Source organism: Staphylococcus sp. HMSC14D10 (assembly GCF_001808125.1).
GTDB lineage: Bacteria > Bacillota > Bacilli > Staphylococcales > Staphylococcaceae > Staphylococcus > Staphylococcus haemolyticus.
Map to the genome: position 1 here is coordinate 57325 of NZ_KV792265.1, position 25476 is coordinate 82800.

At 32.6% G+C, this 25476-nt stretch carries 22 protein-coding genes; 21 read left to right on the plus strand and 1 reads right to left on the minus strand.

Going from position 1 to position 25476, the window contains the following annotated elements:
- Positions 1-29: 29 nt before the first annotated feature.
- The 13 genes from pnp (at position 30) to rny (ending at position 17166) form a co-directional block, all read left to right on the plus strand.
- Positions 30-2132, plus strand: coding sequence for a polyribonucleotide nucleotidyltransferase (pnp, locus tag HMPREF3134_RS09100; protein WP_070442333.1), 2103 nt, complete (start codon positions 30-32; stop codon positions 2130-2132).
- A gap of 206 nt (positions 2133-2338) precedes the next feature.
- Complete coding sequence (rnjB, locus tag HMPREF3134_RS09105) at positions 2339-4012, plus strand: ribonuclease J2 (RefSeq protein WP_070442334.1); 1674 nt, start codon at positions 2339-2341, stop codon at positions 4010-4012.
- A 235-nt stretch (positions 4013-4247) separates the two neighbouring features.
- Positions 4248-6665, plus strand: a complete 2418-nt coding sequence (locus tag HMPREF3134_RS09110; RefSeq protein ID WP_070442336.1) for a DNA translocase FtsK — start codon at positions 4248-4250, stop codon at positions 6663-6665.
- Positions 6666-6668: 3 nt separating this feature from the next.
- Positions 6669-7385: a GntR family transcriptional regulator gene (locus HMPREF3134_RS09115; protein WP_070442363.1), complete on the plus strand. Its 717-nt coding sequence runs from the start codon at positions 6669-6671 to the stop codon at positions 7383-7385.
- A 25-nt stretch (positions 7386-7410) separates the two neighbouring features.
- Complete coding sequence (yfmF, locus tag HMPREF3134_RS09120) at positions 7411-8685, plus strand: EF-P 5-aminopentanol modification-associated protein YfmF (protein WP_070442338.1); 1275 nt, start codon at positions 7411-7413, stop codon at positions 8683-8685.
- Positions 8685-9974, plus strand: coding sequence for an EF-P 5-aminopentanol modification-associated protein YfmH (gene yfmH / locus HMPREF3134_RS09125; RefSeq protein WP_016930682.1), 1290 nt, complete (start codon positions 8685-8687; stop codon positions 9972-9974). Before yfmF ends, yfmH begins: the two co-directional genes overlap by 1 nt.
- Complete coding sequence (gene ymfI, locus HMPREF3134_RS09130) at positions 9974-10678, plus strand: elongation factor P 5-aminopentanone reductase (RefSeq protein ID WP_070442340.1); 705 nt, start codon at positions 9974-9976, stop codon at positions 10676-10678. The genes yfmH and ymfI overlap by 1 nt, the downstream gene beginning before the upstream one ends.
- Before the next feature lie 172 nt (positions 10679-10850).
- A complete protein-coding gene (locus HMPREF3134_RS09135) occupies positions 10851-11681 on the plus strand; it encodes a YmfK family protein (protein ID WP_070442341.1) in 831 nt (276 codons plus the stop codon).
- Between the two features lie 21 nt (positions 11682-11702).
- Positions 11703-12095: a helix-turn-helix domain-containing protein gene (locus HMPREF3134_RS09140; protein ID WP_033080070.1), complete on the plus strand. Its 393-nt coding sequence runs from the start codon at positions 11703-11705 to the stop codon at positions 12093-12095.
- Between the two features lie 33 nt (positions 12096-12128).
- The gene (pgsA, locus tag HMPREF3134_RS09145; RefSeq protein WP_011275916.1) at positions 12129-12704 is read left to right on the plus strand and encodes a CDP-diacylglycerol--glycerol-3-phosphate 3-phosphatidyltransferase; all 576 of its coding nucleotides are present in this window, start codon (positions 12129-12131) and stop codon (positions 12702-12704) included.
- A gap of 154 nt (positions 12705-12858) precedes the next feature.
- On the plus strand, positions 12859-14001 hold the full coding sequence (locus HMPREF3134_RS09150) for a CinA family nicotinamide mononucleotide deamidase-related protein (RefSeq protein ID WP_070442366.1): 1143 nt from the start codon (positions 12859-12861) through the stop codon (positions 13999-14001).
- A 175-nt stretch (positions 14002-14176) separates the two neighbouring features.
- Positions 14177-15220 carry a recombinase RecA gene (gene recA, locus HMPREF3134_RS09155; RefSeq protein ID WP_070442342.1) on the plus strand — a complete coding sequence of 348 codons (1044 nt, stop codon included), beginning with the start codon at positions 14177-14179 and terminating at the stop codon, positions 15218-15220.
- 386 nt (positions 15221-15606) lie between these two features.
- Complete coding sequence (rny, locus tag HMPREF3134_RS09160) at positions 15607-17166, plus strand: ribonuclease Y (RefSeq protein ID WP_070442345.1); 1560 nt, start codon at positions 15607-15609, stop codon at positions 17164-17166.
- A 273-nt stretch (positions 17167-17439) separates the two neighbouring features.
- Here rny and HMPREF3134_RS09165 read toward each other — a convergent pair whose 3' ends face one another.
- Entirely contained in the window at positions 17440-17655 is a 216-nt protein-coding gene (locus HMPREF3134_RS09165; RefSeq protein WP_037537291.1) for a hypothetical protein, read from the minus strand.
- A gap of 159 nt (positions 17656-17814) precedes the next feature.
- Here HMPREF3134_RS09165 and HMPREF3134_RS09170 point away from each other — a divergent pair, with 159 nt between their 5' ends.
- The 8 genes from HMPREF3134_RS09170 (at position 17815) to thiW (ending at position 25284) form a co-directional block, all read left to right on the plus strand.
- The gene (locus HMPREF3134_RS09170; RefSeq protein WP_070442348.1) at positions 17815-18609 is read left to right on the plus strand and encodes a TIGR00282 family metallophosphoesterase; all 795 of its coding nucleotides are present in this window, start codon (positions 17815-17817) and stop codon (positions 18607-18609) included.
- 134 nt (positions 18610-18743) lie between these two features.
- On the plus strand, positions 18744-20504 hold the full coding sequence (locus HMPREF3134_RS09175; RefSeq protein WP_070442351.1) for a 2-oxoacid:acceptor oxidoreductase subunit alpha: 1761 nt from the start codon (positions 18744-18746) through the stop codon (positions 20502-20504).
- A complete protein-coding gene (locus HMPREF3134_RS09180) occupies positions 20505-21371 on the plus strand; it encodes a 2-oxoacid:ferredoxin oxidoreductase subunit beta (RefSeq protein WP_037537287.1) in 867 nt (288 codons plus the stop codon).
- A gap of 224 nt (positions 21372-21595) precedes the next feature.
- Positions 21596-22207 (plus strand): poly-gamma-glutamate hydrolase family protein, encoded by a 612-nt coding sequence (locus HMPREF3134_RS09185; RefSeq protein ID WP_070442354.1) that lies wholly within the window; start codon positions 21596-21598, stop codon positions 22205-22207.
- A gap of 60 nt (positions 22208-22267) precedes the next feature.
- Positions 22268-22564 (plus strand): thiamine-binding protein, encoded by a 297-nt coding sequence (locus HMPREF3134_RS09190; protein WP_011275907.1) that lies wholly within the window; start codon positions 22268-22270, stop codon positions 22562-22564.
- 296 nt (positions 22565-22860) lie between these two features.
- Entirely contained in the window at positions 22861-24405 is a 1545-nt protein-coding gene (gene miaB / locus HMPREF3134_RS09195) for a tRNA (N6-isopentenyl adenosine(37)-C2)-methylthiotransferase MiaB (RefSeq protein ID WP_070442357.1), read from the plus strand.
- Entirely contained in the window at positions 24406-24771 is a 366-nt protein-coding gene (locus tag HMPREF3134_RS09200; protein ID WP_070442360.1) for a YlbF/YmcA family competence regulator, read from the plus strand. It abuts the gene before it with no gap.
- A gap of 21 nt (positions 24772-24792) precedes the next feature.
- Positions 24793-25284 carry an energy coupling factor transporter S component ThiW gene (gene thiW, locus HMPREF3134_RS09205; protein WP_011275904.1) on the plus strand — a complete coding sequence of 164 codons (492 nt, stop codon included), beginning with the start codon at positions 24793-24795 and terminating at the stop codon, positions 25282-25284.
- The last annotated feature ends 192 nt before the right edge of the window (positions 25285-25476 follow it).

The following is a 25476-nucleotide window of genomic DNA, read 5'->3' on the forward strand; positions in this document are numbered from 1 at the left end:
GTTAATAGATTTCAGAGAGGAGATTCATAATGTCTCAAGAAAAGAAAGTGTTTAAAACTGAGTGGGCTGGAAGATCGTTAACGATTGAGACAGGACAATTAGCAAAACAAGCTAATGGTGCAGTTTTAGTGCGTTATGGAGATACGGTTGTATTATCTACGGCTGTAGCATCTAAAGAACCGCGTGATGGTGACTTTTTCCCATTAACAGTTAATTATGAAGAAAAAATGTATGCTGCTGGTAAAATTCCAGGAGGATTTAAAAAACGTGAAGGTCGTCCAGGAGATGAAGCAACATTAACTGCACGTTTAATTGATAGACCAATTCGACCACTTTTCCCTAAAGGATATCGACATGACGTTCAAATTATGAACACAGTACTAAGCGCTGATCCAGATTGTTCCCCTGAAATGGCTGCAATGATAGGTTCTTCAATGGCATTAAGTGTTTCAGATATTCCTTTCCAAGGACCAATTGCTGGTGTTAATGTAGGTTATGTTGATGGTAAATATGTAATTAACCCTACCGTTGAGGAAAAAGAAGTTTCACGTCTAGATTTAGAAGTTGCCGGTCATAAAGACGCTGTAAACATGGTAGAAGCTGGTGCAAGTGAAATAACTGAGAAAGAAATGTTAGAAGCTATTTTCTTCGGACATGATGAAATCAAACGTTTAGTAGCATTCCAAGAAGAAGTGGTAGCTCACATTCAACCTGTTAAAAAAGAATTTGTACCTGTAGAACGTGATGAAACACTGGTTTCAAGAGTTAAAACACTTACTGAAGAAAAAGGCTTAAAAGAAACAGTTTTAACATTTGATAAACAACAGCGTGACGAAAACTTGGATTCGTTAAAAGCTGAAATTGCAACTGAATTTGTTGACGAAGCAGATCCTGAAAATGAATTGTTAATTGATGAAGTTTATGCAATTTTAAATGACTTAGTTAAAGAAGAAGTACGTCGTCTTATCGCTGATGAAAAAATTAGACCTGATGGGCGTAAACCAGATGAAATTAGACCACTAGAATCTGAAGTTGGTTTATTACCACGAGCACATGGTTCAGGTTTATTTACACGTGGACAAACACAAGCTTTATCTGTACTAACATTAGGAGCATTAGGTGATTATCAACTTATTGATGGACTAGGTCCTGAACAAGAAAAACGATTCATGCATCATTACAATTTCCCTAATTTCTCTGTTGGAGAGACAGGACCAGTTAGAGCACCTGGTCGTCGTGAGATTGGACATGGTGCATTAGGCGAGAGAGCATTAAAATACATTATTCCAGATACAACTGAATTCCCTTACACTGTACGTATTGTAAGTGAAGTATTAGAATCTAACGGTTCATCTTCACAAGCATCAATTTGTGGTTCAACTTTAGCTTTAATGGATGCTGGTGTGCCAATTAAAGCGCCTGTTGCAGGTATAGCAATGGGGCTAGTTACACGTGAAGATAGTTATACGATTCTTACGGATATCCAAGGTATGGAAGATGCTTTAGGGGATATGGATTTTAAAGTTGCAGGTACAAAAGAAGGTATCACTGCGATACAAATGGACATTAAAATTGATGGTTTAACACGTGAAGTCATTGAAGAAGCTCTAGAACAAGCACGACAAGGTCGATTAGCGATAATGGATCACATGTTACAAACAATTGATCAACCACGTAAAGAATTAAGTGCTTATGCTCCTAAAGTGGAAATAATGCATATTAAACCTGATAAAATTAGAGACGTAATTGGACCAGGGGGTAAGAAAATTAATGAAATCATAGATGAAACTGGTGTTAAATTAGATATTGAACAAGATGGTACAATCTTCATAGGTGCAATTGATCAAGACATGATTAACCGTGCTCGTGAAATTATTGAAGATATCACACGTGAAGCGGAAGTAGGCCAAGTTTACAATGCAAAAGTTAAACGTATTGAAAAATATGGTGCTTTTGTAGAATTGTTTGCCGGTAAAGATGCTTTATTACACATCTCTCAAATTTCAAAAGAACGTATTAATAAAGTAGAGGATGTATTAAGTATAGGCGATTCAATTGAAGTGAAAATAACTGAAATTGACAAACAAGGTCGCGTAAATGCTTCTCATAAAGCATTAGATGAAAATAAATAATATTTTAAGACTAGGAGATTATCTTCCTAGTCTTTTATTAGTTTATAGGAATCATTAAAATTAAGAATTATATAATATCTAATACTAAATTCGATTGTTACTATAATGCCTCAAGAAATACTTTAATAGTGTACATCCAACATAAATTAAACTATAATAAATTATGAGTTTATATGGACGGGGATTTTATAATAGGAGGTAACATTTTGAGTTTAGTGAAAAAAAAGAATGACGATATTCGCATCATTCCACTTGGTGGTGTCGGCGAAATCGCAAAAAATATGTATATCGTTGAAGTAGACGATGAAATGTTTATGTTAGATGCGGGGTTAATGTTCCCAGAAGATGAAATGTTAGGTGTAGATATTGTAATTCCTGATATTCAATATGTCATTGAAAATAAAGAAAAACTAAAAGGTATCTTTCTAAGCCATGGTCATGAACACGCTATTGGTGCAGTTAGCTACATTTTAGAACAAATTGATGCACCAGTATATGGCTCTAAATTAACGTTAGCACTTGTTAAAGAAAATATGAAGTCACGTAATGTTAAAAAGAAAGTACGTTATTATACTGTAAATCATGATTCAGTAATGAGGTTTAAAAATGTTAATATTACGTTCTTTAACACTACACACAGCATTCCTGATAGTTTAGGAATTTGCATTCATACTTCATACGGTTCAATCGTTTATACAGGTGAATTTAAATTTGATCAAAGTTTACAAGGACATTACACACCAGATATCAAACGTATGGCTGAAATAGCTGAAGATGGTGTCTTCGCATTAATCAGTGACTCAACAGAAGCTGAGAAACCTGGATATAATACACCTGAGAATGTTATAGAATCGCACATTTATGATGCTTTTGCGAAAGTACAAGGACGCTTAATTGTGTCATGCTATGCTTCAAACTTTATTAGAATTCAACAAGTATTGAACACTGCAAGCAAATTAAATCGTAAAGTTTCATTTTTAGGTCGTTCACTTGAAAGTTCGTTTAATATTGCACGTAAAATGGGATATTTTGACATTCCTAAAGACTTGTTAATCCCTATTAACGAAGTTGGAAATTATCCTAAAAATGAAGTCGTAATTATTGCCACTGGTATGGAAGGCGAACCTATCGAAGCATTGAGCCAAATGGCCCAACAGAAACACAAAATAATGAATATTGAAGAAGGCGATTCAGTATATTTAGCAATTACAGCATCAGCTAATATGGAAGTTATCATTGCTGATACACTGAATGAATTAGTGCGCGCAGGTGCATATATTATTCCTAACAATAAAAAGATTCATGCATCTAGTCATGGTTGCATGGAAGAATTAAAAATGATGATTAATATTATGAAACCTGAATACTTTATCCCTGTTCAAGGTGAATTTAAAATGCAAATTGCGCATGCTAAATTGGCTAACGAATCTGGTGTGGCGCCGGAGAAAATTTTCTTAGTCGAAAAGGGAGACGTTATTCATTACGACGGTAAAGATATGGTATTAAACGAGAAAGTTAATTCTGGCAATATTCTTATCGATGGTATTGGTGTAGGAGATGTCGGTAATATCGTATTGAGAGATCGTCATTTACTTGCAGAAGATGGTATTTTTATTGCAGTTGTTACATTGGATCCGAAAAATAGACGAATTGCTGCTGGTCCTGAAATTCAATCACGTGGCTTTGTATACGTCCGTGAAAGTGAAGAACTAATGAAGGAAGCAGAAGATAAGGTTCGTGAAATTGTTGAAGCAGGTCTTCAAGAGAAACGTATTGAGTGGTCTGACATCAAACAGAATATGCGAGATCAAATCAGTAAATTACTATTTGAAAGTACAAAACGTCGTCCAATGATTATTCCAGTTATTTCAGAAATTTAAGATATATACAATCCAAAAGAGGTCGGGACAACATCACAGTTGTGTAATAATTTAAAAGGTTATGTAAACTCATTACTTAAATTATTCACTTTAGTTTATGACGATAAGTCTAAATGTGGTTGGTATTGTTCCAACCTCTTTCATACTTTTAAAAATACTATTAATACATATCGGAATACTATAAATATTTGTATAAAAAGAAATACTAAGTGAGAAATAAAGAAGGTGTACTATTTTGCCACAAACTAAGAAAAAAACAACAACTCGTAAAAAGGGTGCAACAGCTCGTAAATCGACTAAGAAAAAGCAACAGAAAAAAGATAGCTCAATTCGCTATATCGTTGCAATCATTATAGTCATTTTGTCGGTTCTGGGAATGTTCCAATTAGGAATTGTTGGTCGAATGATTGATAGCTTTTTCAATTATTTGTTTGGAATGAGTCGCTATTTAACATACATATTACTAAGTTTGATTACAGTCTATATTGCAATGCAGAAGAAATTTCCTAAAACAAGACGGACTTTTGGGTTAATATCATTACAATTTGTCTTATTAATTACAACACAAATTATTTATCATTTTCAAAAAGGTGCAGTATCTGAAAGAGAACCTGTTTTATCCTATGTCTATAAGGCTTATGAACATAGTCATTTTCCGAATTTTGGTGGGGGATTAATAGGATTTTATTTACTTAAAATATTTATTCCACTCATTTCAATTGCCGGTGTCATCATTCTTACATTAATTTTATTAAGTTCTAGTATTATTTTATTGCTTAAACTTAGACATAGAGATGTTGTTAAAGCATCAATTGATAAAATGAGAAACTCAAGTCAAAGTGCATCATCTAATTTCAAAGTAAAAAGAGAACAAAACAAACTTAAAAAAGAAGAACGTCAACGTGAAAAAGAAGAAGAGCGTGAACGTCTACGACAACATAAATTAGAACAAGAACAACTTAAGTCAGAACAAATCAAAGATGTTAGTGATTTCCCTGAAGTTAGTACTGAACCAGAAGATATTCCTATATATGGACATAGTGAATCGCAAGAAAGTAAACAAACAACTACTAATAAACGTAAGAAAAGACGTTTTGGTTTAAATAGTGAAGATATTGATAAAGAGAATAGTAGTAACGATGAAACAAATCTAGAGGATGAAAATTTACCAGAGTCGAATTCAAATGATAATCATCAAATGAAAGGAACAATTTCCGAAGCTGGTGAAGAGTCAAATATGGCATATCACATTCCTCCATTATCATTACTTAATCAGCCAGCTAAGCAACAATCTACATCTAAGTCTGAAGTTCAACGTAAAGGCCAGATACTCGAATCAACAATGAAAAATTTTGGTGTAAATGCAAAAGTTAAGCAAATTAAAATTGGTCCAGCTGTTACACAATATGAAATCCAACCAGCCCAAGGAGTTAAGGTTAGTAAAATTGTTAATTTGCATAATGATATTGCACTCGCTTTGGCAGCGAAAGATGTACGAATTGAAGCACCAATTCCAGGTCGATCAGCTGTTGGTATAGAGGTACCCAATGATAAGATTTCTTTAGTTACGCTTAAAGAAGTTCTTGAATCTAAATTCCCAGCGAGTAATAAGCTGGAAGTTGGACTTGGTAGAGATATTTCTGGTGAACCAATGACAATTCAATTAAATGAAATGCCCCACCTATTAGTTGCAGGATCAACTGGTAGTGGTAAGTCAGTATGTATCAATGGCATTATTACTAGTATTCTTTTAAATGCAAAACCTCATGAAGTTAAACTTATGTTAATTGATCCTAAAATGGTGGAATTAAATGTTTATAATGGGGTGCCACATTTATTAATACCGGTAGTTACAAATCCACACAAAGCTTCTCAAGCATTAGAGAAGGTAGTTGCTGAAATGGAACGACGATATGATTTATTCCAGCATTCATCTACACGTAATATTGAAGGGTATAATAAATTTATACGCCGTCAGAATGAAGAACTTGATGAAAAACAAGCAGAATTACCTTATATAGTAGTCATTGTAGATGAGTTAGCTGATTTAATGATGGTTGCAGGCAAAGAAGTAGAGAACGCAATTCAACGTATCACTCAAATGGCTAGAGCAGCAGGCATTCATTTAATTGTTGCTACTCAAAGACCATCTGTAGATGTAATCACTGGTATAATCAAAAATAATATACCATCACGTATTGCGTTCGCAGTAAGTTCTCAAACTGACTCTAGAACAATTATAGGCTCTGGTGGAGCTGAAAAATTACTTGGTAAAGGTGATATGTTATATGTAGGAAATGGTGAATCAGCTCAAACGCGTGTACAAGGTGCTTTCTTAAGTGATCAAGAAGTGCAAGATGTAGTTAACTATGTTGTTGAACAACAAAAAGCAAATTATGTGAAAGAAATGGAACCAGATGCGCCAGTAGATAAATCAGAAATGAAGAGTGAAGACGCTTTATATGAAGATGCATATATATTTGTAATTGAACAACAGAAAGCTAGTACTTCACTATTGCAACGACAATTTAGGATTGGCTATAATCGTGCTTCTAGATTAATGGACGATTTGGAACGTAACCAAGTTATCGGACCACAAAAGGGTAGTAAACCTAGACAAGTATTAGTAAATTTAGATGATGAAGAGGTGTAAATGATGACAGAGTTAAACTCAGCTTTTAAAGTGAAAGAATATATTCTTAAGCAGATTAAAGAACAATCTTTAAAACCTGGTGATAAACTACCTAGCAATTTATCTATTGCTAGAGAATTAAATGTAAAAACTGATGATGTCTATGAAGCGATTGGTGAACTCATAACTGAACAAGTCTTGACAGATAACTTTGAAGAAGGACCAAGCGTAAAAACATTGCACCCCTTCTTCTATCCATTGAATAAATTATTTAGCATCAACGATATGATTAAAGAAGCTGGCTACCACTCAGGCACGGAATATTTAAGTTTAGAGCAACAACCTGCCTCCGTACTGGATGCACAAATGTTAGGTATCAATGATAAACAACCTATTACAATCATTGAACGACTGCGTACTGCCAACCACCAACCAGTAATTTATTGTTTAGATAAAATCGCAGAAGATTATCTAACATGTGCAGACTATCAAGTGAGCGATGGTTCTATGTTAAATGCAATAGAGACTAATACGGGACATAAAGTCGCTTCAGCTGAAACAGAGGTTGAAGCCATTAGTTATGAACCACATATTTCTGATATTCTAAACGCATCTCCACATGAAGGTTTAATGCTATTAAAGGTTGTACATTATGACGAAATGGGTAAACCTATTTTATACTCATTAAATTATGTGAAAAGCAGTCTAGTTAAATTTAAATTGACGCGTACAAAAATATAGAAACAATATTAAGGAGTGTGGATGAATGTTAGAACAACAAACTAATAATGAGCATCAAATACATATTGATGTGTTACCTACAGATAAATTTAAGACAACTTTGATTACCTTTAAATTTATGGCACCTTTAGAATATGAAACTATTACAGCACGATCATTGTTAAGCAAGTTGTTAATACGTGCTACAAAAAAATGGTCCACGGATAAAGCATTTAGTAAACATCTATCTGAACTATATGGTGCATACATACATAGTTTTGTCTCAAAATTTAAAGATAAACACGTTATCACTATCTCGTTAGAAATAGTTAACGAACGCTATTTAAAAGATTCACCCCCCTTATTTGAAAAAGGATTAAATGTACTATATGAAGTGATAATGAATCCACTTATAGAGAATAATGCCTTTAACACAACGTTTGTAAATCAAGAAAAATCATTATTATCAAAGAAAATTGAAGCTGTAATTGATAATAAAGCACAATATTCTTTCTTGAATTTATTAAAATATATGTTTAAAGATGAACCTTATCGTCATTTAGCGACAGGTCAGATTGAAAAAATTAGTACAATCACACCTGAAAATTTATATAATACATATCAAAACATGATTAGTAATGACCTATGTTCCATTTATGTAGTAGGTAACGTAAATAAACAAGAAGTTAAACAATTAATTCAATCTAAATTTACGATTAATCCATTTACAATAACGAAAACTAATCAACTTAATTTAAAAGATTCAAGTTCAGAAACACAATATATAGTTGAAGAAGATGAAGTTGATCAAGCTAAATTAAATATGGGTTATCGTTTTCCAACACGATTCGGGGCAAATGATTATTATGCATTGGTTGTATTAAACACGATGTTCGGTGGCGATCCATCATCTGTATTATTTAATGAAGTGCGTGAAAAACAAAGTCTAGCATATTCAATACACTCTCAATTAGATGGTAAAAACGGTTATCTTTTTGTATTAAGCGGTGTTTCAGCAGATAAATATGAACTTGCTAAAGATACAATTTTAGAGGAGTTTGATAAGTTTAAACGCGGTGAATTTGATATAGATAAATTAGAACTTGCTAAAAAAATTATCATTTCTCATAGGCACGAAATAACCGATCGACCTAAAAGTATCATTGAGGTCATGCAAAATCAACTACTGTTAGATTATAAACAAACAGATGAAAACTACATAGATCACATTCAAAAAGTAACAAAGGATGATGTGATATCAATGGCTAATAAAGCAGAACTAGATACCATATATGTACTTACAAAGGGGGATCATTCTTAATGAGGGAAACATACTATGAACTGATTGATGAACGTGTTTTTGAACATGAATTAACTAATGGTTTACGTTTATTTGTTATCCCCAAAAATGGATTCCAAAAGACATTTGTAACGTATACTACTCAATTTGGCTCTCTTGATAATACTTTCAAACCTCATAATCAAAATGATTTTGTGACCGTACCAGACGGTGTCGCTCACTTTTTAGAGCATAAGTTATTTGAGAAAGATGATACTGAAGATTTATTCACTGCATTTGCCAATGACAATGCTCAAGTAAACGCATTTACTAGTTTTGATCGCACTAGCTATCTGTTCAGTGCAACAGATAATGTTGAAAGGAATATTTTAAGATTACTAGAAATGGTTGAAACGCCTTTCTTTTCTAAGGAAACGGTAGATAAAGAAAAAGGTATTATTGCTGAAGAAATAAAGATGTATCAGGAGCAACCTGGTTATAAAATTATGTTTAATACTTTACGTGCTATGTATCAAAAGCACCCTATTAAAGTTGATATAGCAGGAAGCGTTGAAAGCATTTATAACATTACTAAAGATGATTTATATTTATGTTATGAAACATTTTATCATCCATCAAATATGGTGTTATTTGTCGTCGGAGATGTCAATCCTGAAAACATACGTGACATAGTTGAAACTCATGAAAATAAAAGGGATAAGACGAATCAGCCTAGCATTGAACGAGCAACTGTTGATGAACCAACAAATGTTATAACACCTTTTGTTTCAGAAGAAATGAAATTACAATCTCCTAGATTAATGTTAGGTTTTAAAAATGAACCAACTGAAGCGTCACCACATGAATATGTACAACATGATTTAGAAATGACACTATTTTTCGAATTAATATTTGGTGAGGAAACTGAATTTTATCAGACTTTATTAAATGAAGATTTGATAGACGAAACTTTTGGATATCAATTTGTACTCGAACCTACATATTGTTTTTCAATTATTACAAGTGCAACGCAATATCCAGATAAGTTAAAAGAAGTGTTGTTAAGTGAGCTAAACAAGTATTGTGGTAATCTTGATGATCAAGAAGCATTTGAATTGTTGAAAAAACAATTTATTGGGGAATTTATTTCAAGTTTGAATTCACCTGAATATATTGCAAACCAATATTCTAAATTATACTTTGAGGGCGTCAGTGTATTCGATATGTTAGATATTATAGATAATATAACATTAGATAGTATTAACGAAACTGCCACTAAATTTTTAAATATCAATAATATGGTTGATAGTCGATTGGAGCCTAAAGCTTAATGAGAGCGTTAGTACTTGGTGGGTCAGGCACTATTGGAACAGCAATTGTAGAGCGTTTATTAGAAGAAGGTAATGAAGTAATTATTCAATATTTTCAATCAGATTTAAAAGCATTACAAGATAAGTACAAAGGGGAAGCAGTCGAATTTATACAAGCTGATTTGACGCAAAATATTGATTTGGAAACTACCTTTGCTCATATCAAATATTTAGATTGTTTGATATACAGTAGTGGTACAGCTTTGTATGGCTTATTGCAAGATATGTCAGATATAGATATTGATCTTAGTTATAACATTCATGTTAAGCAGTTAATTAGATGTTGTCGTTATTTTATAGACTTAATACGTCAAAGTGAGTTTGGTCGAATTATTGTTATTTCATCCATTTGGGGTGAAACAGGTGCGAGTATGGAAACAATTTACTCGGCAATGAAAAGTGCACAAATCGGTTTCGTCAAAGCGTTAAGTCAAGAATTAGCGATGACTAATGTCACTGTTAATGCTATCACGCCTGGTTTTGTAAGTGGAAATATGTCACAAGTTTTTAATTCAGATGAATTGAAAGCTATATTAGAAGAATTACCTCAGCAAAGAATGATCAATCCTTGTGAAATTGCGCATACGTGTGCTTATCTATGGAATCCTATGGCGAAAAGTATTACTGGAACTGTTCAAAAAGTAAACGGCGCTTGGTACATTTAAGTTGTGACAATTGAGGATGTGATAGCATTTAACGTCACTATTCTATTAGCTATAGTAAATTTCCCTTACACATTAAAAAAGATTTTTGAACCAAGTTCTAAATGCTATAATATGATTACTAATTTTAATATTCCGATGGTAGGTTACCATTTAAAACAAGGGGCGGATATTGATGACAGTAGCCGAAAAGAAAGAATGGTATCTTGAATATGAAATCACAGTTAACCGAGCAGGTTTACTGGGTGATATTTCGAGTTTACTTGGTATGTTAGGTATAAGTATCATTACGATTAACGGGGTTGATCAAGGTCGACGAGGGTTATTAATTAAAACGGACAGTCTTGAGAAAGTTAATCGCTTTGAACATATAATCAATGAGCTTAGTGAGATAGAAATTACTAAATTAAGAGTACCTGAATTACGTGATAGATTGGCTGTTAGACATGGACGTTATATTGAACAAGACGCCGATGATAAAAAAACTTTTCGTTTTGAACGTGAAGATTTAGGTTTATTGGTAGATTTTTTGGCAGAACTTTTTAAAGAGGAAGGTCATAAATTAATTGGTATCAGAGGTATGCCACGTGTCGGAAAAACGGAATCAATCGTAGCAGGAAGTGTATGTGCGCATAAGCGATGGCTATTTATTAGTTCTACATTGATTAAGCAAACTGTACGAAGCTCTCTTATTAAAGGAGAATATGATTCTAACCATGTTTATATTATTGATGGCGCTGTCACTGCTAGAGAATCAAACCCTAAGCATCAAGAATTAGTGCGTGAAGTAATGACCTTACCATCAATCAAAGTGGTTGAACATCCAGATTTATTTGTGGAATCGGGTAATTATAGCATGGATGATTTTGATTATATTATTGAATTAAGAGAAAATGAAAATCAAGAAATTGAATATGATCAAATGAAACAACAAACAGTTAAAAGTAAAAACTCGCTAGACTTTGGAGAAGACATGTTTGGCGGAGGATTTGGATTTTTTGAATAGTGGTTGTGGAGGCTTTTAAAAGTGAAGACAATTGGTGAAACATTAAAAGGTAGACGTGAAAGGCTAGGAATGACGTTAGCAGAATTAGAAGAGCGCACTCAAATTAAACGTGATACGTTGAAATTAATCGAACAAAATCAGTTTGATAAATTAGCTAAAGTTGATTACGCAGAGGGTTTTATTCGACGTTATGCGAGTGTGGTAAATATTGATTCACAACAACTGATTCAAGCGCATCAAGAGGAAATACCAGATAGTCAACATCAATTGAATGAACTTTTATATAGATATCATAATGATGACGCGCCTACATATCGTACTAAGAGTAAAGAACATTTACAATTAATGATAATTATTGGTGGCATTATTATAATAACTTTTATCTTATGGGTCTTAGCTGTGTTACTATTATAAAATGAGAGATAAATTTAGAAATGAGGCTTTAACATGAATATTCCAAATCAAATTACGGTTTTCAGAGTAATATTAATTCCGCTTTTCATATTATTTGCTCTAGTAAACTTTGGATTTGGCAATGTATCTATTTTAGGTGGATTTGAAATCCGTATTGAACAACTTATTGCTGCTATCATTTTCATTGTAGCTTCTTTAAGTGATTTCCTAGATGGGTACTTAGCTAGAAAATGGCAACTTGTAACTAATATGGGTAAATTCTTAGATCCCCTAGCTGACAAATTATTAGTTTCCAGTGCATTAATTGTTATGGTTCAATTAGGACTTACAAATTCAGTAGTAGCAATCATTATAATTGCACGTGAATTTGCTGTTACAGGATTACGTCTATTACAGATTGAACAAGGGTTTGTTAGTGCTGCTGGTCAATTAGGTAAAATTAAAACTGCTGTAACTATGGTTGCAATTATTTGGATTTTATTAGGTGATTTGTTAGCAACATGGATAGGCATTCAAATTGGACAAGTATTACTTTATATTGGTGTTTTATTCACGATTTTATCTGGTATTGAATACTTTTATAAAGGTAGAGATGTTTTCAAACATTAAATTAGTGAAATACAACCAAGAATGATAGTGATAGAAAGATAATTCTATTCCTATTTATTCTTGGTTTTTTAGTTCAATTTTTAGAATAAATGTCATACTTTGCATTATAATGATAGATGTTGTGCAAGAATTATCGTTAGGGGGATAAATGGACATGAATATTTCAATAATAGCTGTTGGATCTGAGTTATTATTAGGACAAATTGCTAATACGAATGGACAATATTTATCAAGATTATTTAATAGTATTGGTAAAAGCGTAGTCGAACATACTGTGATTGGCGATAATCCTCAAAGATTAGAGTATGTTATCAAAGAGGGGTTAAAACGTTTTGATACACTCGTGTTTACTGGGGGATTAGGACCTACAAAAGATGACTTAACAAAGCATACTGTTGCGAAGGTGCTTGGTAAAAATCTTGTGACAGATACGAATGCATTAGAATATATTGAGAATTATTTTAAAGAACAAGGACAAGAAATGACGCCCAATAATAAGCAACAAGCTTTGGTTATTGAAGGTGCAAAAGTATTACAAAACAATTATGGGATGGCACCTGGTATGTTGGTGGAATATGAAGATAAGAAAGTCATTTTGTTACCTGGCCCACCAAGTGAAATGCAACCAATGGCAAAGAATGAGTTATTACCTTATTTAATGGATGAAGATAGAGTTATACACTCAGAACAATTAAGATTCGCTGGAATTGGAGAATCTCAAGTTGAAACAGAGTTAATGGATTTAATTGATAGTCAAGAAAATCCAACTATTGCTCCATTAGCTGGTACGCATGAAGTTTATATTAGATTAACTGCTAATGCCAATACAGAAAATGAATGCAAAAAGTTAATTGAACCTACTAAAGAGAAGATTCTTGCAAGAATAGGTGACTATTATTACGGTTCGGATGATATCGTTATAGAACAAGCTTTGATGAATATTATAAATAAAAGTTTCAGTATATATGATGGTGTGACAAATGGTGCACTATATACACGTTTGAAAAACCAAGATTTAAATCATTTATTGAAAGGACAACTACCTGATTCATCAGTCTTTGTTTCTGATTTTGATGATATTCTAGATAAATTAAAATATGTATCTCAATATGTAAAAGATTTATATAAAACTGATTGGGGTATAGCGTTATTACACAATCAAGAACAAGTTTATCTTGGGTACTATGATGACAGTGTGTTTAAATATGAGACATTTAAAATGCCTCTAAAACGAAATATTTTAAAAAGCAGAAGTCAAAATTATGCCATGATAAATTTAATAAATTGGTTTAAATAGTTAATATTTTTGAAAACTAGAGCACTTATTTAGTACGTTTGTTCGATTTTGTCTTGTCTTTTATCGTTAAAAGCGAACAAATATTCGCAAAATACTTGTAATTAGATTCAATTAAATGTATAGTATTAATTAAGATATTAATACGATGATTAACTCGTTAATAGGAGGTTTCGCTTTGGATAATGATCGTCAAAAAGCTTTAGATACAGTTATAAAAAATATGGAAAAATCATTCGGTAAAGGTGCCGTTATGAAACTAGGCGATAATAAAGGACGCCGTGTTTCAAGTGTTTCAAGTGGTTCAGTTACATTAGATAACGCATTAGGTGTAGGTGGCTATCCTAAAGGTAGAATTATAGAGATTTATGGACCTGAAAGTTCTGGTAAAACAACAGTAGCTTTACATGCTATTGCAGAGGTACAAAAGAACGGTGGCGTTGCTGCATTTATCGACGCTGAACACGCGCTTGATCCGGTATATGCAGAAGCATTAGGTGTAGATATTGATAATTTATATCTATCACAACCAGACCATGGTGAACAAGGTTTAGAGATTGCTGAAGCTTTCGTTCGAAGTGGTGCGGTTGATATTGTAGTAGTTGACTCTGTTGCCGCATTAACACCTAAAGCAGAAATTGAAGGTGAAATGGGCGATACGCATGTAGGACTTCAAGCTCGTTTAATGTCACAGGCGTTACGTAAATTATCTGGTGCAATTTCAAAATCAAATACAACAGCCATTTTCATTAATCAAATTCGTGAAAAAGTTGGTGTAATGTTTGGTAACCCAGAAACTACACCTGGTGGACGTGCATTAAAATTCTATAGTTCTGTTCGTTTAGAAGTTCGTCGTGCTGAGCAGTTAAAACAAGGCCAAGAAATTGTTGGTAACAGAACTAAAATTAAAGTTGTCAAAAACAAAGTTGCACCACCTTTTAGAGTCGCTGAAGTAGATATTATGTATGGTCAAGGTATCTCTAAAGAAGGTGAATTGATTGATCTTGGTGTTGAAAATGACATCGTAGATAAATCAGGTGCATGGTACTCATATAATGGTGATCGAATGGGTCAAGGTAAAGAAAATGTAAAAATATACCTTAAAGAAAATCCTCAAGTTAAAGAAGAAATCGATCGTAAGTTACGAGAAAAACTTGGTATTTTCGATGGAGATGTTGATGAAAAAGAAGATGCACCGCAAACCTTATTCGATGAAGAATAGTATTTACAATTTTAATTATTGAAGTGAATATTTCGCTAACTATATAGCAATAAAGTTTTAGTAAAATACGTCAGTTCACTAAAATTCACTTTTATTATATGAAATAAGCCTGCTACATTTGATAAGATACCCTAGTATTAAGCATTGAATAAATGAAATACTAGGAGGCATTTTTTATCACTTAACATTGTAGTAGGATTTTTGTTTTTATATAAACTTACATATAGTAAGTAATATATGTAAATTCGAAATACAGTGCAATTTCATATCTTGACACTAACAAGTTAATAAACGTACAATTAATATGTATAATTATTATACATTTATAAAAATCATAAAGAGATTTTGATATACAAAGCAAATACCTAGAAAAAGGAGGTGTTTATGTGAATTTATTAAACCTCCTACTCATTTTGCTGGGGATTATTCTAGGGGTTGTTGTGGGGTATTTTGTAGCCCGAAATTTATTGCATCAAAAGCAATTACAAGCTAGACAAACTGCTGATGATATTATCAAGCAAGGTCAAAAAGAAGCTGATAATATCAAAAAGGAAAAATTATTAGAGGCAAAAGAAGAAAACCAAATCATAAGAGAACAAACTGAATCAGAACTACGTGAAAGACGTGGTGAGCTTCAAAGACAAGAAGCCCGACTTCTTCAAAAAGAGGAAAATTTAGATCGAAAATCTGATCTTCTCGATAAAAAAGATGAGATTTTAGAACAAAAAGAATCTAAACTTGAAGAAAGACAACAACAAGTAGATGCAAAAGAGAGTAGTGTTCAGACATTAATAATGAAGCATGAACAAGAACTAGAACGCATCTCCGGTCTCACTCAAGAAGAAGCTGTAAATGAACAACTTCAAAGGGTTGAAGAAGAACTGTCACAAGATATTGCAGTACTTGTTAAAGAAAAAGAGAAAGAAGCTAAAGAAAAAGTTGATAAAAAAGCAAATGAATTATTAGCTACTACCGTTCAAAGATTAGCTGCTGACCATACAACTGAATCAACAGTTTCAGTAGTTAATTTACCAAATGATGAGATGAAAGGTCGTATCATTGGTAGAGAAGGTAGAAATATTAGAACTTTAGAAACATTAACAGGTATTGATTTAATCATTGATGATACACCAGAAGCGGTTATTTTATCTGGTTTTGATCCAATTAGACGTGAAATCGCGCGTACAGCATTAGTTAATTTAGTCTCAGATGGACGCATCCATCCAGGCAGAATTGAAGAAATGGTAGATAAAGCTAGAAAAGAAGTAGATGACATTATTAGAGATGCTGGTGAACAAGCAACATTCGAAATCAATGTTCATAATATGCACCCAGACTTAGTTAAAGTCTTAGGTCGTCTAAATTATAGAACTAGTTATGGTCAAAACGTCTTGAAACATTCTATTGAAGTGGCGCATTTATCTGGAATGCTAGCTGCTGAACTAGGAGAAGATGTTAGCTTGGCCAAACGTGCTGGATTACTTCACGATGTTGGTAAAGCGATAGATCATGAGGTTGAAGGTAGCCACGTAGAAATAGGTGTTGAATTAGCTAAAAAATATGCAGAAAATGAAACTGTAATTAATGCTATTCACTCTCATCATGGTGATGTTGAACCAACTTCTATTATTTCAATTCTGGTAGCAGCTGCTGACGCATTATCTGCGGCTAGACCAGGTGCTCGTAAAGAAACGCTTGAAAACTATATACGTAGATTAGAACGCTTAGAAACACTTTCTGAAGGTTATGATGGTGTAGAAAAAGCATTCGCTATTCAAGCAGGTCGAGAAATTAGAGTTATTGTTTCCCCTGATGAAATAGATGACTTGAAGTCATACAGACTGGCTAAAGACATTAAAACGCAAATAGAAGATGAATTACAATATCCTGGTCACATCAAAGTGACAGTTGTAAGAGAGACAAGAGCAGTAGAGTATGCGAAATAGTTTTTAACAGATCCAAATTTTGGGTCTGTTTTTTCTTTTCAGTTAAAATTCAATTATTAATTGAATTTAATAAAGTAGGTGAAATGTTGTCATTAAAAAAGAGTGAGATTGAATTCATTACGAATTCATAGTCTCACTCCAAATAAATGACTAGAACCAAAAAGTACAAACTGATTGAGGACATACTCAAAGTTCAATCATTTAATATAAATTTTCATTGTAAACTTAAACTATTTGATGTTCATGCTTATCCTTAATTGATAGTCTTATAAATTATTTAAGTTGTAAATCTGTTTTTCTTAATTCAGAAATTATTTCTGCTGTATCATAGCAATTAGTAGCAATATTTGAATATCTTTCAGCTAAACGATAAGCGTTGATGTATAATTCAAGACTTTCTTTAGCGATATCTTCTGCATCTTCAGATTTAGATGGATTAGATTTTACCACTAATTCTGCAAACTTCTCTGGATCAATATTAATTGACATGTAAATTTTACAACTCCTATTACTTTTGATAAACCTATCTTAACATATGTTGTATACATGCTAAAGAAAATAGATATCAAATTTAAAAAGAGTATGAATATCCTCTTTTATTATAGACCTATATGAATTAAACTATTTTTATGAGAGGATGAACATTCAATGAGGATATTATTTATTGGAGATATCGTAGGTAAAGTTGGAAGAAATGCGATTGCTGAATATTTACCTAAAATAAAAAAATCATATAGACCTACTGTAAGTATCGTTAATGCTGAAAATGCAGCGCACGGTAAGGGTCTAACTGAAAAGTTATATAAACAATTATTAAGAGATGGCGTAGATTTCATGACGATGGGTAATCATACATACGGCCAACGTGAAATTTATGACTTTATTGATGATGCAAACAGAATGGTAAGACCCGCTAATTTTCCAAGTGAAGCACCTGGTGTAGGCATGAGATTTATTCAAATTAATGATATTAAATTAGCAATTATTAATTTGCAAGGCCGTTCATTTATGCAAGATATCGACGACCCTTTTAAAAAAGCTGATCAACTTATTGAAGAGGCTAAAAAAGAGACTAATTTTATATTTGTTGATTTTCATGCAGAAACGACATCAGAAAAAAATGCAATGGGATGGTATTTAGATGGTAGAGTAAGTGCGGTAGTTGGTACGCATACACACATTCAGACTTCAGATGAACGTGTACTACCGAATGGCACAGGGTATATTACTGATGTTGGTATGACAGGATATTACGATGGTATATTAGGTATTAATCGTGATGAAGTAATAGAGAGATTTATCACAAGCTTACCACAGCGTCATGTTGTGCCGGATGATGGAAGAAGTGTTCTATCTGGTGTTATTATAGATTTAGATAAAGATGGAAAAACAAAGCAAATTGAAAGAATTTTAATTAATGATGATCATCCATTTAATAAATAATTTAAAAGAAATTTATAGATGAATGAATATAGTCCATTAGTATGAATTTAAATAATTGCCACTGTTGTCATAGTAAGACGGTGGTTATTTTTGTTATGATTTATTATGAATTAATTCCACAGGAGGCATATGATATGAAATCACAAATATCATGGAAAGTGGGCGGACAACAAGGTGAAGGTATCGAATCGACTGGAGAAATCTTTGCCACAGCAATGAACCGTAAAGGTTATTATTTATATGGATATAGACATTTCTCAAGTCGTATAAAAGGTGGACATACTAATAACAAAATTAGAGTATCTACTGCACCTGTACATGCAATCAGTGATGATTTAGACATTCTAGTGGCTTTTGATCAAGAAACGATTGAATTGAATCATCATGAAATGCGTGAAGATAGCATTATTATTGCTGATGCAAAAGTTAAACCGACAAAACCTGAACAATGTCGTGCTCAACTTATTGAATTACCTTTTACTAGCACAGCTAAAGAATTAGGTACTGCATTAATGAAAAACATGGTTGCTATAGGAGCAACATGTGCAATCATGGATTTAGATACTGCAACATTTGAAACCCTTATAACTAATATGTTTACTAAAAAAGGTGAAAAAGTTGTAGAAATGAACATTGAAGCTCTAAATCAAGGTTATACATTGATGAAAGAACAATTAAATGATTTACAAGGAGACTTCAAACTACAAACGACTGAAGAGAATCCACACTTATATATGATTGGTAATGATGCTATTGGATTAGGTGCGATTTCAGCTGGTTCTCGTTTCATGGCTGCTTATCCAATTACACCGGCATCTGAAATTATGGAATATATGATTGCAAACGTCCCAAAAGTAGGCGGTACCGTAGTACAAACTGAAGATGAAATTGCTGCAGCCAATATGGCAATTGGTGCTAATTATGCAGGTGTCAGAGCATTTACTGCTAGTGCTGGTCCAGGTTTATCACTTATGATGGAAGCCATAGGCCTATCAGGTATGACTGAAACACCTTTAGTCATTATTAATACTCAACGTGGTGGACCATCTACAGGTTTACCAACCAAGCAAGAACAATCAGATTTAATGCAAATGATTTATGGTACGCATGGAGATATACCTAAAATAGTAGTTGCTCCTACAGATGCTGAAGATGCATTCTATTTAACTGTTGAGGCTTTTAATTTAGCCGAAGAATATCAATGCCCAGTAATTATATTGAGTGACTTACAATTATCGTTAGGTAAACAAACAGTCGAACGCTTAGATTATAATAAAATTCAAATACATCGTGGCGAGTTATTACAATCTGATATTGAACGTGAAGAAGGCGATAAACAATACTTTAGAAGATATGCATTAACAGGAAATGGAATATCACCTAGACCAATTCCAGGCGTTAAAGGTGGCATACACCATGTAACTGGCGTTGAACATAATGAAGAAGGTAAACCGAGTGAAGTGGCTGAAAATAGACGTCAACAAATGGAAAAAAGAATGCGTAAAACATCAAATATACTAATTGAAAAGCCTGTTGAGTTAGATGAGCATCATGAAGAAGCGGATATTCTATTTATAGGATTCATATCTAGTAAAGGTGCAATTCAAGAAGGCGCAGAAAGACTAAATGCTCAAGGTATAAAAGTAAATACAATGCAGATTCGACAACTACATCCTATGCCGAAAGATGTCATTCAAGCAGCTATCGATAAAGCATCTAGAGTTATTGTTGTTGAACATAATTATCAAGGTCAACTTTCAAATATCCTTAAAATGAATACAACTATTCAAAATAAATTAATAAATCAAACTAAGTATGATGGAACACCTTTCTTACCTCATGAAATTGAATCTAAAGGACAAAAAGTAGTAAGCGAAAGTAAGGAGTTGGTATAATTGGCTACATTTAAAGATTTTCGAAATAATGTGAAGCCAAATTGGTGCCCCGGTTGTGGTGATTTCTCAGTTCAAGCAGCTATTCAAAAGGCGGCAGCTAATGTAGGGTTAGAGCCAGAGGAAGTAGCAATTATTACTGGTATAGGTTGTTCAGGACGACTATCTGGTTACATTAATTCATACGGTGTACATGGCATACATGGACGTGCTTTACCATTAGCGCAAGGTGTTAAAATGGCTAACAAGGATTTAACAGTTATTGCTTCTGGTGGTGATGGCGATGGATACGCTATTGGTATGGGTCATACCATACACGCATTAAGACGAAATATGAATATGACTTATATTGTTATGGATAATCAAATTTATGGCTTAACTAAAGGTCAAACGTCGCCTTCATCTGCAGTAGGTTTTGTTACTAAATCTACCCCTAAAGGTAATATCGAGAAGAATGTTGCACCACTCGAATTAGCTTTATCATCAGGCGCTACATTTGTAGCACAAGGCTTTTCTAGTGATATTAAAGCATTAACTAAACTAATTGAGGATGCGATTAACCATGATGGTTTTTCTTTTGTAAATGTCTTTTCACCATGTGTAACATACAACAAAGTAAATACATATGATTGGTTTAAAGAACATTTAACTAGTTTAGAAGATATCGAAGGCTATGATACTTCAGATAAACAATTAGCAATGAAGACTGTTCTAGATCATGAATCACTAGTTAAAGGTATTGTATATCAAGATACTGAAACACCATCATATGAGTCTCAAATTGAAGAATTAAATGAAAGTGCATTATCTAAACGCGATATTCATATAACAGAAGAAGATTTTAATAACTTAACTGCTCAATTTGTATAGAAATTGTATGAGCTCACTTTAAAACGCCTTAAGTTTTGAAGTGAGTTTTTTTATAACTTTAGATTTTTTTATGGAAAATAATAACACCATAGCTTAATGATGTATAGAAAATATTAAAATATTTTAGTTTAAGTAATCATTGTTAAAAATCATTTAAATACTTATTAGAATTTATAAAATGGGAAAGAATAATAATAACATTATACTTAAGAGAGGTTTTTACAATGGATAAATATCATTCTATGAAAGAATTACAAAATGAGACAATTGAGAATGAGGATTGGGAGATAATTACTGAAGATAGAGATAGTGACGTAACGATTTTGGCAATACATGGTGGTGGAATTGAACCAGCCACTTCTGAAATTGCTAGGGTCATTGCTAATGAAGGGCAATTTAATTATTTCGCCTTTAACGGTATTCGAACAAAAGGAAACAATGAATTGCATGTGACATCTATAAACTATGATAATGATATCGCAATGAACTTTGTAAAATCTAGTGAACGTGCTGTGACAATTCATGGATGTCTTGGTGAAGAAGACGTTGCTTATATCGGTGGTAAAGATAATCAATTAAAAGAGCGTATTGCTAATGAATTAAATCAAATAGGTGTAGAAGTTAAAGAAGCACCGAGTCACATGTCTGGTGTTCAAGATGATAATATAGTTAATTGCACCAAAAATGAAGTTGGGGTACAAATAGAATTAACATCTAGTTTAAGAAAGTCTTTATTTAAAAATAATAAGTTTAATCGTAAAAGTAGAATGGATGAATCAAATTGGGATGATAAAATGTATGATTTTGGCCAAGCAATTAACTCGGCAATTAATTAAGGAAAGTTAAATAAAGGCGTGGTAAAATTAAGGTAATAATATTGAATGAGGTGATTGTTGATGCAAGACACATTAATGAGTATTCAAATCGTTCCGAAAACGCCAAACAATGAAGACGTTATACCTTATGTAGATGAGGCAATAAAAATTATTGATGATTCTGGATTGCATTTTAGAGTTGGCCCGCTTGAGACCACAGTTCAAGGTGATATGAGCGAGTGCTTAATTTTAATCCAAAAATTGCATGAACGAATGGTTGAATTAGAATGTCCGAGTATTATAAGTCAAGTTAAGTTCTACCATGTACCAGCTGGCATCACAATTGAAACCTTAACAGGAAAATATGATAACGAGTAAGTAAAGGTTAAATGAAATAAGCCTAAGACATAAATCTGTGTCTTAGGCTATATTTTTTATAATGGCAGTAGTTGACTGATCTAAAAACACCTATAACAAGCTTTTTTAATGCTAGTCAATCTTGCTTTGCTAAGATTATATCTAAATAAATATTGTAAAAATATTATTTCTATCCCACCCCATTCCACTTTTTAAATGACAAATTTATTAACTATTTCAACTCTTTTTGCACTTTATTATTAATTTTAATATAATGAACTAATGATATAAGGGCATATAGAAAGGAATTTTTTAAAGTGAACGAAGAACAAAGAAAAGCTGGTACGATAAATATCCTTGATGAACGCGATAGAAAAGTAGAAAAAGATTATAGTAAATATTTCGAAAAAATTTATCAACCACCTAGTTTAAAAGAAGCACGTAAACGTGGAAAACAAGATATAAATTATAATCGTGACTTTCATATAGAAGACAAGTTTGAAGGGATGGGCAAAGGTCGCACATTCTTAATAAAAACATATGGCTGCCAAATGAATGCACATGATACTGAGGTAATGGCAGGAATATTACAAGCCTTAGGATATACTGCCACAGAAGATATCAACGAAGCGGACGTTATTTTGATAAATACATGTGCGATTCGTGAAAACGCTGAAAATAAAGTGTTTAGTGAAATTGGTAACTTAAAACATTTAAAAAAGAATAGACCAGAAGCATTAATTGGTGTATGTGGATGTATGTCACAAGAAGAGTCAGTAGTAAATAAAATACTTAAATCATACCAAAATGTGGATATGATTTTTGGAACTCATAATATTCACAAATTACCTGAAATTTTAGAAGAAGCATACCTATCTAAAGCAATGGTTGTCGAAGTTTGGTCTAAAGAAGGCGACATTATTGAAAACCTTCCTAAAGTACGTGAAGGTAGTACAAAAGCATGGGTTAATATTATGTATGGCTGTGATAAATTCTGTACATATTGCATTGTACCCTTTACTAGAGGTAAAGAACGCAGTCGTAGACCAGAAGATATTATTGGAGAAGTTCGCGGTTTAGCGAGAGATGGTTATAAAGAAATAACTTTGCTTGGTCAAAATGTAAACTCATATGGTAAAGATATTAAGGATTTAGAGTATGGATTAGGAGATTTATTAGAAGATATTTCCAAAATTGATATTCCAAGAGTACGTTTTACTACTAGTCACCCATGGGATTTTACAGATAGAATGATTGAAGTAATAGCTAAAGGTGGCAATATTGTACCTCATATCCATCTACCCGTGCAATCAGGAAATAATGCTGTATTGAAAATTATGGGACGTAAATATACAAGAGAAAGTTATTTAGATCTAGTTAATAGAATAAAAAAATCAATACCTAATGTAGCTTTAACTACTGATATCATTGTTGGATATCCAAACGAAACTGAAGAACAATTTGAAGAGACACTATCACTATATGACGAAGTTCAATTTGAGCACGCTTATACGTATTTATACTCTCAAAGGGATGGTACACCTGCCGCAAAAATGAAAGATAATGTACCTGAAGACGTTAAAAAAGAACGATTACAACGTTTAAATAAAAAAGTAGGACATTATTCAGAAAAAGCCATGAATCAATATGAAGGCAAAACTGTAACTGTTCTATGTGAAGGTTCAAGTAAAAAAGATGATACAGTTTTAGCAGGTTATACCGAAAAGAACAAGTTAGTTAACTTTAAAGGTCCACGTGAGGCAATCGGTAAGTTAGTAAATGTTGAAATTGATGAAACAAAACAATATTCATTAAATGGTACATTCAAAGAATTTAACGATGCACCATTGGTGACAAATTAAATGTATAGTAAAGATGATATTTTAAAACAAGCCGATCAACTCACGAGTAAAATTCAAAATTTAGATCTTATAAAATCTTATCAAAATATAGAGAAACAAATTCATGAAAATCATAATATTGAAAGTAAAATGAATCGCTTAAAAAAACAACAAAAGCAATCTGTTAATTTTCAAAATTATGGGAAACAACATGCTTATCAACAATCAGAAAATGAAATTGAAGCGCTAGAACATGAAATTAATGAATTACCAATAGTGGAAGAATTTCGTTCTGCTCAGTATGAAGCAAATGATTTATTACAACTAATGATAAGCACAATGGAAGATCGTTTGAATGAACATAATGAAGATGAACATAAGGATTAATGGAAGAAAGGGATAAGCACTATGAACAATAGAAAATTGACACTTACTGCACTGTTAATTGCCACTAATGTTGTATTAAGCAGTATTATTATCATACCCTTAGGTCCTGTCAAAGCAGCACCTGTTCAACATTTCATCAATGTGTTATGTGCAGTATTTGTAGGGCCATGGTACGGTTTAGCCCAAGCATTAATTTCATCAATCATAAGAAATTTATTTGGTACTGGTAGTTTTTTTGCATTTCCTGGAAGTATGATTGGCGTGCTATTGGCTAGTGTATTCTATATGTATAGAAAACATATCTTTATGGCTGCTGTTGGTGAAGTAATTGGTACAGGCATTATAGGAAGTCTTTTATGCATACCAATGGCGTGGGTTTTAGGTATGCAAGATTTCTTCGTCAAACCCTTAATGATAGCATTTATTATTTCAAGTTTTATCGGAGCTGCTATTAGTTATTTCTTACTTATAATGTTGAAAAAAAGAGGTTTACTAGATAGATTTAAAAAATAATAATTTGGAAATAAGAGATTGATTTAGTTGATTTGAGATTATCATTCCAAAATAAAGTACAGTCGTTTATGAAACGTATGTGTTCTATATTTTGTTGTGATAATCTTTTTTATTTGTAAATTAAGATGAATCATTTTTTAACTAAACTCTAAAAAATAAAGGCTCTATAATAAATTGGACTGATGACTAAAA